Genomic DNA, 12,025 nt, shown 5'->3' on the forward strand with positions numbered 1-12,025 from the left:
ATATGCTAAGAGATTTGAAAATATTATTGGATAAACAAGAAAATGAGCACCTTGAAGCTGAGGATTTTTATCAGGCTGCGGCGCAGATCAGACGCAAGCAATTTATTTGGTATGACGGTCATGGACAACGGGCAAACTATAACCTAGTTCTTCGGCACAAAGAGTATTTTGCGAATTTATTCGGTGCTTTTGGCGATGAGTTTGTTTTGGACAATAACTTTGGCTATTGCGGTGTAATTCCCAAATACCACCGCGGAAAAATGAAGCAACTAGATACCCTGTTCTTGCTAATTTTGGCCAAGCTTTACGATACAGAAGCTCGGAAAGCCTGTATTGAAAATGGTAAAGCGAAGCCTTCACCTTCATTATTGATCGATAATTACTTAGAGCTTACAGGTAAAGAAAAGCCTAAATTCGCTGACACAAAGGAAGCTCTTTTCTCGCTCGAAAAAAGTGGTCTTATTTCACTAGGTGAAAAGGATGAAGCATCAGAACTACCTACAATCGTAGTGTTGCCAACGATTAAAGTAATTCTGTCGGAACAATATATTTCACTGCTAGAGCGCTTTGCCGAAGATAAAGTCGAACAATCATTTGATGGAACTAGAGACGAAAAAGTGACGGAAGTTGGGGAAATTACTCATGAATAAGACAAAACATTCAGCGAATATGCACCGCCTTGTCAGGGTGACTTTGATCAACTGGTATTTATTTGATTATGAAGATATTGCTATTGATGTCGATGTTGCACTTTTTAAAGGAGTTAATGGCGCGGGGAAAAGCTCTCTAGCCGATGCTTTACAAACAATTTTTGCCGGAGGTGACGAAACCAAAATAGCGCTTAATGCAGCGAGCGGCGATAATAAACAATCTGGACGTTCAATACTTTCATACGTACTCGGTGTTGTAGCTGAGACTGGCGGGATGCGAGCGGTACAGCCGCGCAAAGTATCTAATTGCTATTTGTCCGTGACATTCCAAAGGCCTGACAACTCTTATTACAGCTTTGGACTTTCTTTATTTGCCAGAAATGGTGACAAAAAAGTAAAAAAAGAGCGTTTTATAATTGATGGCTTAGACCTTAGCAGCATGGACTTTATGGATGGCAATAACACCATTGTCCCTTGGTCAATAATGCAAAAGCGCTTGCAGTTAAAGCCTGCTGCCGTCTCATTTCCGAATAACGCTTTAGACTACAGAAGACAATATTGTGAACTGATGTCTGGCACAGGTGCTAGCCAACAAATTGCTTCGAATATGATGTTACAAGCTTTTAAAAATGGCATAGCTTTCAAAGAAGAAAAAAGTATTAACGATTTTATCTGGAATTACATTCTGCCAAAACGAGCTATCGATGTTGACAGAATTGAGAATGACTATAGTGAATACCAACAAATAGAGGAGCTTATCGTTACCACTGAAGAAAAGCTGAATTTGTTAAAAAAGATTGTAAGTGCATACAATCGTTATAAGCAGAAAAACGAAAGTGTTTTAGCTTATCAATGGTGTGAGCTTGAAGCAGCATGTTTATCTACTGACGACAAGCTAAATAAAAAACAAGACGAAGCTGAAGAGTTACAGCTAGAATTTGATTCCAACCAAGAGAAGCAAATTGAACTTGATAAAGACGTAAAAAGGCTAAAAGAGCTGTCAGACGTAGCTAAAGCAGCTTGGCTCGGCTCTAAAACGTATCAGAAAACGCAGAGCCTTACTGAAAAATTAGAAAGTAAAACTCAGTTACGTGATACGAATAACAGCATGTTATACCAATCAAATAAGCAACTGCGGCAGATCGCTGAGTTTGCCTGGCCGAAGTTTGAAGATACATCTCTATGCGAATCGGCCAAAACAATACAAACTAACTTAAAAACAATTATTGGTGATGATAACGACCTTCTATCTTCCCCTTGGTATTTGTCGTTAATAAATATTGAACAGGCCCTTGTTGAGCTAAACAAACTAAAAGAGCTGTCACCAAAATTTCAAAACGAGTCATCAAATTCGAAACAAAAAACTGACGCGTTAACTGAGGAGTTTGCAGAACTTAAAGCCTCATATGAGGACTCTAAGCAAGGCAAGGTACGTTTTAATAAGTCAACAATCCATGTATTAGAACTGCTAAAAAGCTATGGAATTGATGCCACACCTGTATGTGAGTTAGCTATTATTAATGATGAAGAGTGGCAGTTAAGTATTGAAAGCTTTCTTAGAAATAACCGAGAAGCCCTAGTTATTAACGCCCAGGACTATGACCAAGCACTTAAGCTATATCGCAAGGAAAAAAACAGACACAGGCACATTCGTCAGGTTAAGTTGATTAACCCAGATAAAGGTTTTGGGTTTGAAGGTGCTCCAGATCCGGATAGCGCGGCGAGTTTAATCGAGTCAGACGACCCAGTGGCACTGAGGTTCTTGCGAGGCTTGCTACATAACGTGAAACTGGTTGAAACTGAAGATGAATTACGCCATGAAAAACGCGCTATAAGCCGAGATGGAATGGTCGCAGGCAGCGGCGCTATCAGTGGTGGGGGTAAACCAATTGACTCAATTATGTTTGGTATCGAGGCCAGAAAAAAACATGCACAAGCTATACAAGCAAAAATGCAATTACTAGCTCCATTGCTTGCTGAGATTCAAAGTAACCACAAAAAATTTGAATTGCTAGTTAATGAGTTCATTCCAAGTATAACAACAGCAATTAACAACGGATCTGAGCTGCCCAGAGCACTAAGCCAATTTGAAGAATTTGACACGGCTGTTACAGAAATCAGCCATGCATTAAAGCAGCTTGAAGACGAAGGTGATGAACAGTTTGAACACAGATCCAGAAAAGCTGATAAAGCATTTAGCGAAAGCAGCGAAAAACTAAATCAGATCAAAATTGATATAGGGATTAAAGAGACAAAGCTTAAAGAGTATTCAGATGAAATCCAAAGGCTTTCTTTAAAGTATGAGGAGCAAGTCCGTAAACGGAAAGATTTTGAAGCTTCTAATAAGTTCTCTTTCGATTTAGCTAATGAAAGGTTAGAAGAGCTAAGTGATTTAACTGAAGAAAATTATACTCTGCTTGCTCAGCAAGCTAGGTTAAAAGCCGATGATGCCCAAAACGCAGCTCAAAATGCCTTGAGAAATGCTGGTGAATCACTTACAGAGTATTGTTCAAATTTTGAGCCAGACGATAAAAAGGAACTCGCCGAGTTAAACCAATCACAACCACTTCAAGCATCAGACAGATGTAAGGCGCATATAGATACAATCGAAAAGACTGAATTAGCAAAGTATGTCGTGGATTCAAAACGAGCCAGGGAGACTATGCTGAAAAACTTCCGAGCGGAAGTCGTTGCCAATTTGAAGGAGAGCTTTCAACAGATAAAACAAACATTTACCATCCTAAATGAACAGCTAGCAGAACTGACATTTAATAATAATGTTTACCAGTTCCTTTATCCTGTTACAAGTATTGATTCCTTGAAAATGATTTACGATTACGTGACTGATACTTCAGATCTAGACATCGACAGCGTAGGTACATTGTTTGATGAACAAAAGGATGATCCAGCCGTTAACATAATTGAAAATCTACTACTAGAAGGTCGATTGAGAGAGATTTCAGACTATCGCAATTTCTTTAGCTATGACATACAGTCAAAAGACATTCACACTGACACTAAACGAAAATTTAGCGAGCTGTTGAAAACAGGCTCTGGGGGCGAAAAACAAGCACCATTTTATGTGGCATTAGGCGCATCCTTTATGACAGCTTATAAAATTCATAAGTTTGGTAATCAAGTAGAGGGTGGAGCTGCAATTGCCGTATTCGATGAAGCATTTTCGAAAATGGATGGTAACAATGCCAAAGCTGCACTGTCATTTTTCCGGGAGATTGGATTACAAGTAATAATTGCAGCACCACCGGAAAGTGAAATTAAGACTGGCCCATATGTTGATAAAACCTACACAATTTTGAGGAATGGTGATCAGGTTTATATTGACCACCACACATACAAAGATGATGGAAAAAAACTGCTGGAAAGTGATGACCATAATATTAATCCTGAGATTCTCTCTGCATTAATTAAAGAGGTTGAAATGGAGTTCAAAGGAACACAAATTGATTAATACGCTTCTTGAAAAGTTACTAAAAGCTTGTAACAAGTCAAATATATTAATTGAAAGGCAGAAGTTCAACATTACGCACAAAAGGTACGATTTTTATCATAGTTTGACTATCAATGAGCGCTTAAAATGTCACGAACAACTTGAGCTCATTGGCCGTCAAACCGGTGCGCTTCAATTGAAATATGCGGTAAAAGCATTCGGTGACGAAGATTTATTGGAAAGCGTTATTCTTACTGATGTTCGTCGCCTTTGCCATTTTCTTAATATCCAAATATTTTCGGAAAATACACAACTGGCATTAGACGCTATCGAAGAGATCAAGAACTCATGCCCTTCTTGGCTATCAGATACTCTAACTGAGATACAAGATGGGTGGTGTAAAGGAAAAAAGCCTTTTAACTGTTGCCCAGATGATAAATCTAAAATATTGGATGCTTGTAGGTTTATTGTTTGGGCAGAGTCCATCAGCCCCTCACAACTTGTTGCTGCTGACATTCGCACCATTAGCGCTCAACTTTTCAATGATTCTAAGAAGTTAGAAAACTTAGCCTCCAAAGTAAAATCATTAATGAAAAACAAGTTGCCAGAAGAAGTTATGGCTCTCAGTGCAACCGAAGTATTATCCTACATTGGTGTTTCTCGATTTCCACCTTTGTTTAGGTTCAAAGGTAACCTTGTGATCGAATTCAAGTCTGGTGAGATAGAAACAGTTCATTGCTGGCCATACATTGGAGTTTCACCAGATGGAGTTTCTGACATTGTAATAAATCAGCCCCCTAAATATGTTCTTTTCATTGAAAATCAGACAACCTTCGAACGTTATTGTAGAGAAGTGGCCGACAACGGTTTGGTGTTTTACACGAATGGTTTTCCATCGAGAGCGTGGCAGTCTTTGTATTCAAAAGTAGAAAGCTTGTTGCCTCCTGAGACCCCCATGTATCACTGGGGGGATATCGATATAGGGGGATACCAAATATTGGCTCATATGGCTTCATTATTTGAACGTAGTGTAATACCTTACATGATGACCCCTAATGAGCAAGCTAGAGTATCAGAGAAGACTATTGACGTTGATAAATTAATTAAGTGCCTCGACAAGGTAGATGGTGGCCCAATCTGTAAGCTTAAAAATACACTAAAGTTATTGGGGAAGTCTGAAATCAATTGGGTTGAACAAGAATCTTTAGAAGTAAAGCCTGTCTGCTAGTTGGTACTGTCCACTTCCCCAATAGCAACAGGTTTTACTAACTTTACTGTTTTTTACGTGATTTAATATCTTAAGTTTACGTCTAACTTCCCTTTCTTCTTTTCTGTTCATCTATAACCTCAACCAATGCATTGTAATTATACAAAAATGTGTCAGCCAAGGTCTAAAGATTCACAATTTATCAGATAATTCTAAAACTCTATCTAAAGGTCTACAGTTAGGGTCTATTTTTAGTCCTACTCGTAAAAAATCGAATGATTTCTTCGGTAGAGATTTATACCTGGCTACTAGGTTCATTTTGTCTATATCTTCATCGCTAGAATATGTGTTGAACATTCCTGTAGGAGAAAGATAATCATATAAGTCTGACAAAGTCTCTTCATCTTTTAACATTGACCTGATAAGATTTTTATCACTTTCAGAAATTTTCTGAGTGCTAGCAAAGAAAGCATTTCCTTTGATATTACGTCCATAAACAATATTTACTTGAATGTCGTTCCCCAACAGCTGTCTAAGCTCCTGCTCAATCTTATCAGTAGCATCTTTAGTATAAAGAACAGTACAAATATTTAATATCTTCAATTCCTTAAAGAATTTTATCAACTCTTCACGTTGCTGCGCATCACAATGGAAATACTTACTGGTAGAACTGTACTCTGCTTTGCCTAGATAATATTCCATAGCCTTTCTAATCTGAAAACCAGTTAGTATTAAATCAACAACTAAAGTGGCGCTATATACTCCCTTTTCCAATGCTACTGGAGTAAAAGTCGAAACGCCCCTACCCAAGGACTCGTCCCGGTAGAGAATTCTATGAGTCCCATTGTAATCATCCACATTTTTTATTAAAAATAAATTGCCAGAGCCTTCATCAATCTCTTTTACTTTCTCAATAAACCCATCGATTTCCTTATCCAGCATTACCTCATGAGCCTGAACCAGAGTGACCAAAGGCTGGTGAAAGCGAGACGGGAGATGAGATAACCAAATCTTTAATAGTCTCTCTGCTCCTTCACGTTTTATACCTCTATGGTGCTTGATAACATAAGCCGCATCGTCAAAGCCATTAAGGTTCTGCAAATCTGAAGAATCGATAGCGGTTAGTATAGGTAGACTTGAACTCTGCTTTTTCTCAATAATAATTGATTCATATCTATTAACGATATTGTTATACATGACACTTATATACGAATTAATTGAAATAATGTACGCATTATCATGAAAAATGTAAGAGTAAACATGATCCGAACCATTGATCAAGGACATGTGACGCAATTCAAATGTAACTATTTCCCTTGTGGTTGGGTTTATCACTTTTACATCATTAAAAGAATAAGAAACACTATCTATTTTTACACTTCTGCTAGAGAGGGATGCACTAACTTCTGATAATCTAAAACCTTCAACCCCAATCAATTCGGCACTCAATTCACTATTTTCAACAAGAAAATCAAGAGTATTCAGAAAAAACTCAACGTCATTACCGAGATAAAATGGTACTGCTATTTGATGATTTCCCGTAATAAGGGATAAAGAACGAGTAATTCCGTTTAAAAGAGATTTAGGATTTTCATCTGACAGAGAGGATTTTTTATCAACAGAGAAAATATGCATACTATCAATTTCTCTGTCATTGAAAAATTCCTGATATTGGTTAACAAACTTCTCTAGCCTTTGAAGAGGTTCAAGATCGGAAAGATAAATATAAAGTGCCGCTGCAAAAGCAATGTCGTGAAAGTACTCCTGATATTCCTTATCACTAGCCAAAAGATTAGAGTAATACTTAGAGATAAATATACTTCTATCTATTTTTCCATCTAACTTATTGAAGTACTTATCATTTAAAAATTGAATTTCGTCATCCCTTTGAGACAAATATAAAAGAAAGGCGTTTATTAAGTTTTCTTCGCTATTATCTAGAGAGGTTACATTTTCAAATTCATCCTGAATTATAATCTTTGATTTATAGTTGAATTCATTAGAAAAAATTGATAAATCATGAGTTGAAAGAACTCTTTCAGGACAAAAGACTATAGGTGTAAAAGACTCTGATTTTCTCTTCTTTAATAGGTCAATTAGAAATGAAAATTTTTGTTTTACATCAACATTAAGGAGGTATTCGCTTAGGTTTGTCAATTCAGCTTTATTGTAGTCAAAAGTACATTCTGAAAAGCCATTACTACTCTCCAAAAGATTAGACGGCGACAAAAACTCATTAGTAGGCTTCCTAATTAGAATTTTATCTTCTTTCTTTAAAGCTGTAATCCCATTTTCAATAATATTCCTTTCAAACCATTTCTTACTATTAGGGAATATTGATACTTGCTCGCTTTCTATCAGCCAATTGTAAAAGTTTGATTTGTCTTTAAGAATTGCTAAATTATGCTGAATGGATTCAAACTTCCAATTGGCTTCACTAATTGTGAGAAACACCAATAGAGCGTTATGATATTTTTCAAACAAATTCCAATTATCTCTCCCACCTCTAAATATATTACCATCAACTATAGAAGATATAATCCAATTGGCACGGGGTAAGTTAATATCCACAAACCCTAGTTTTTCTAACCAGTTTGGAGATGAAAATCTATAACCTAAATAATTCAACTCGTTAAATAGATGGGTGCAATATCTCCACATTGATTCGATCAGCTCATTAGACTCATAGTGGTCGGACGTAGAGAATAGGCATAGCAAATAATAAAGCTTATTTGCGGTTTCGATGTCTATGATATGACTATCAATTCTATCGGGAGAGAATTCACTTTGAAGGTACTCAATGGACATTTTCGCGAAAAACATTTGAGAAATATTTTTCAGTACATCTTTATTGACGCTTTCATTATAGGATAGAAAGTAAGCTAACTTTATAAAATCGGGTAATGATTTCATATCGTTAATATGAATGTTAAGGTGAGAAAGCAAATCTAAATTAACAATTACACTATTAAGATTTGAAGATGAAATTGCTATTTTTATAAAATATTTAGGAGATATATTTCTATAATCTATAGAACAACCAAAATGCATAACCATATATGCCATATGTTCCTCAACAATTTGTGAGGTAGATATATGCGACGCTACTAACTTCTCTGCTATAGGTTTTAAGAGCTGCCTTTTATCCTTATTCAACTCTAGCGCATTGATCAGGCAAGATGTCAACACTTCAGACTGTAACACATCATATTTTTCAATCTTATATATGACTTCCCATCCAGGATTTAGCTCAAAGATAAAGTTAAAAAGGTTTTTGTATAAGCTGCCTCTCCCTGTTCCCGCTTTCAAAGCAGGGAGTATCTGTTCAGTTTTTAATTCATCTAACTCTTTGACGCCATCCAAATGGGAGAAAATAAATGAAAGATCTTCTTGGCATGAATCTGACTGAATGAGTGATACAAACTCATTTATTGCCATATCCTTTTGTTTATCGCTAGATATGGAAAAAGCCTTCGTAACCTGATCAATTGTATATTTTGATTGAGACCTATATTTATTAAACTTCTCATGAAAAGATGAAATTTTTGAAATAACAGTCTTTTCTTCATTTATATGTAAGTTTAATAGCTCTAACCTTGATTTTAGCGAGGATAATAAACTTTCTGCTTCGTACTTAGTCTTAGCAATGAAAAAGATATCATCCACATATCTTTGATAAAGTAGTATTTCACCGTTGGCAAACTTTTCCTTAAAAGCTTTATCAAGATCAATTAAGTAGAATTCTGCAAAGAAGCGAGCATAAGCAGGCCCCTGAGGTAGACCGGCACTATCTCCAACAATATCTCTAGTAATTGAGAAAAGGGCTTCTAAACACTTTTTATATCTATACTTGGTTTCTTCCTTCATAGAAGAAACTATATTTCTTACTGATGAATCACCATCGCCGAGCAAAAGTCTCTTCAAACTGTCGTGTGGGATATTATCATAGAAATTTTTTATATCTGTTTTAACAATGTAAAAATCTCTATAATCTCTGTTTTCGATTGCGTCTGTAATATTAGATATAAACTTAAGCCATAAAAATAACCAAGGCTTAAATATATAACCACCTGAATACCCCTTACTTATTTGATATCCATGAGAAAAATCATCTTGTTTTATATCTAAATAATATGCGATTTGTTTTATTATAGTAGAAGTACTAACCCTGGTAGTCGATGACAATGTAATCAACTCCCTAATTTTATTCCCTTCATTTCTCTCATGCCTGTAGAAACTCCAATTCTTCTCCCCATTAATAAGACACTCTAAATCATACAGGTATTCATCGGAGCTCCTTGAGCACAGTTCCTCTATTACAGTTTTTGATTGAACCTCGTCATTTAAGAACAAATAATTTATCTCAGCGGCTCGTGTGATTTCGATGTCTTTCTTTGAGTAATGAAAGCTCGCATCTTCGAAGTCTAAATATTTTGGAATACATGACTTAATCAGCTGCTCAACCGTAAAGCTTTCCTGAAATTTCTCTTTTAAAGTGCTTTCGACTTGCTCTTGAGTTGGGAAGTTAAAACTACGCAATGAATTAATTGCTTTGCTGGTTATATTAAAATCATAATTTTCAAATAAAGAAAAAATATCATGCAATATTTTTTCACCTAAGTTCAAATCACCCTTGCAATCTATATTACAGAACAAGCCAACCAATAATACTCTCTCTGAATGGCTAGGGCTTTCCTTGTTTTCAATTTTTATAGCTAACTTTTTTAGTGGTTCTGATTTTTTCCATAACTCCAAAACATCCTTTAATTCGAACCCTTTTTTTACAACTTTTATAGACTTAACACGGTTGTGATGAACGAAATTTGTTGTATAACTTTCAAAAAAAACGCCCATAGCGCTTTCTAGGTAGGATTTACTTGTGTCGGTATGGCTTTCAAGAATTTTTATATTTTTTTTAACCAGGCTTTCATTAAGTGTTCTATGTTTCACTACCTCTTTAATCTCTGCTACATTTTCGATAAGGTAAGAGTAGGTAGCTGATTTCTTATGTTTTGACAAAGGTATTTTCACGCCCTTCCCAACTCCCCCAGTAGGTGAAGCTGAATGCGGAAATCGGTCTAAGCCGACTAAATCGCTATCAAATTCTAGCCCTGTCGAATTAAGTATAGCCTGCTGAATATCATAACCAGTCCTGTAATTAATAGACTCCTCAAAAGTAATCCATACATGAAAACCTCTATTTCCTGAATACTCTAATAAATATGGTATTTTTAGGATTGATAATTCGTTACAGAATTCTGTAACGACACGATTCAATTCAGCTAGCCCTTTTTCTATATCATTACCAATACATTTTTTTAGAATATCAAAATCGAAACATATCCATTTTATATTTGAGTCAGCGTTCTTTTGATAAACAGCTATCGAGCCTTGATTGGAGAGGACACGCTGAATAAGGTTGGGGTTAACTACGCCTGCACGTTTATGGTAAGAGCCGTCAGATTGCTGCTCTACATAGTGATTTTGGTTAGTTGCTAAATGCTTACATAACAGTTCACCGTACCTTTTGTATAACAACATCAATCCTGTCCTTGTATCAGCCCGAATTAGAGAAAGCGACTTGACTTTAATTTTTTCAATACATGAACTTACCATATTAATGCTCGGTTGCTAAGACCTAGCAATGCCACAACTCCCTAATAGTATGCAGAATAGTTCGTGGCAATTGCAGCTAGCTAAACCATACGCGTCGAAATTTTTTCTAGCTACCTTTTCAATTCTTGTTTCCTAATTCACAAGCCAAGATGTGTATAGCTTGAATTAAAACGTTCTTGTCATTAAGGGCTTTATTAAGGTTATCTTCCAATTTTTTATTTATAAACATACGCTTAGACTTCATTTTAAGCTCTTTGTCAACATTGATCCAACTATACAACGTGCTAGGTGAAACTCTTAACTCTTTCGCCACGTCAATGACACTTCTATTGAACTGAGTTACTTGTTGGATTGCTGAAACTTTCAACTTATTTGAATAGTATTTATTCATGTTAATCCTCATCAACAAAACTTAGGATTCCTAAGTATACAATAAATTATTAAACTTAGAGAATCTAAGTACTATTGGTATTGCTTATGAAGGCCACTTGCAAGCTGTCACTAACCCAATTCCTTCTCGACTTAAAAATGCGAGAGTATCACAAGGAATTTCTCAAAAAGAACTCGGAATACGGATTGGTTTGGACGAAAGCTCCGCCAGTAGCCGAATGAATCACTATGAGAAAGGCAGACACGTGCCTGACATACAGACTTTGAAAAAAATCGCCGATGAACTGGAGGTTCCGTTGGCTTACTTTTTTTGTGAATCAGAACTATCAGCGGAGCTTAGCTGCTTGATCGAGAAGCTAAGTGATGAAGAAAAATCGAAATTAATAAACTCCCTTAAAAAGAAGTAGTTGCTATTCTTTGGCTTGATTTGTAGCATTACCTTCCGCAAAAAACTCTAAATGTGCAAAAACTAAAATGCACACTTCATAAATATTCACAACCCGCCTGATCGTTAACGTAATGTGCAAATTATTTGGGGTATAAAGCAGCATCGTATCAGCTTCCTTATTGGCCAAGATGGCAATATCAAACACGTATTCAACAAGTTTAAAACTAAAGAACACCACCAAGTGGTGCTCGATTATTTGCAAGAGCATAACGCGTAACGCAAAAAGCCCACGGTATGTGGGCTTTTTCATAACCTCAGTATGCTGC

General features: G+C 36.1%; 6 protein-coding genes and 1 pseudogene. 5 read left to right on the forward strand and 2 right to left on the reverse strand.

The features are described 5' to 3' along the window. Positions 1–2 precede the first annotated feature (2 nt). The 3 genes from EXT46_RS05175 to EXT46_RS05185 are packed head-to-tail and all read left to right on the forward strand — an operon-like array spanning position 3 to position 5,326. The gene (locus EXT46_RS05175; RefSeq protein ID WP_130145652.1) at positions 3–650 is read left to right on the forward strand and encodes a DUF4194 domain-containing protein; all 648 of its coding nucleotides are present in this window, start codon (positions 3–5) and stop codon (positions 648–650) included. Continuing rightward, positions 643–4,119: an SbcC/MukB-like Walker B domain-containing protein gene (locus tag EXT46_RS05180; RefSeq protein WP_130145654.1), complete on the forward strand. Its 3,477-nt coding sequence runs from the start codon at positions 643–645 to the stop codon at positions 4,117–4,119. Before EXT46_RS05175 ends, EXT46_RS05180 begins: the two co-directional genes overlap by 8 nt. After that, positions 4,112–5,326, forward strand: coding sequence for a Wadjet anti-phage system protein JetD domain-containing protein (locus EXT46_RS05185; protein ID WP_130145656.1), 1,215 nt, complete (start codon positions 4,112–4,114; stop codon positions 5,324–5,326). Before EXT46_RS05180 ends, EXT46_RS05185 begins: the two co-directional genes overlap by 8 nt. A 171-nt stretch (positions 5,327–5,497) precedes the next feature. Here EXT46_RS05185 and EXT46_RS05195 read toward each other — a convergent pair whose 3' ends face one another. Beyond that, positions 5,498–10,846 (reverse strand): reverse transcriptase domain-containing protein, encoded by a 5,349-nt coding sequence (locus tag EXT46_RS05195; RefSeq protein ID WP_130145659.1) that lies wholly within the window; start codon positions 10,844–10,846, stop codon positions 5,498–5,500. 193 nt (positions 10,847–11,039) lie between these two features. After that, entirely contained in the window at positions 11,040–11,312 is a 273-nt protein-coding gene (locus tag EXT46_RS05200; RefSeq protein WP_165381056.1) for a transposase, read from the reverse strand. A 97-nt stretch (positions 11,313–11,409) separates the two neighbouring features. Between EXT46_RS05200 and EXT46_RS05205 the strand changes: the two genes are divergently transcribed. Further along, complete coding sequence (locus tag EXT46_RS05205) at positions 11,410–11,718, forward strand: helix-turn-helix transcriptional regulator (RefSeq protein ID WP_205988213.1); 309 nt, start codon at positions 11,410–11,412, stop codon at positions 11,716–11,718. Between the two features lie 141 nt (positions 11,719–11,859). Beyond that, a pseudogene (locus tag EXT46_RS18980) lies at positions 11,860–11,976 on the forward strand (thioredoxin-dependent thiol peroxidase); the annotation flags it as partial. Between the last annotated feature and the right edge of the window lie 49 nt (positions 11,977–12,025).

Source organism: Pseudoalteromonas sp. CO325X (genome assembly GCF_004208955.1).
GTDB classification, from domain to species: domain Bacteria; phylum Pseudomonadota; class Gammaproteobacteria; order Enterobacterales; family Alteromonadaceae; genus Pseudoalteromonas; species Pseudoalteromonas ruthenica.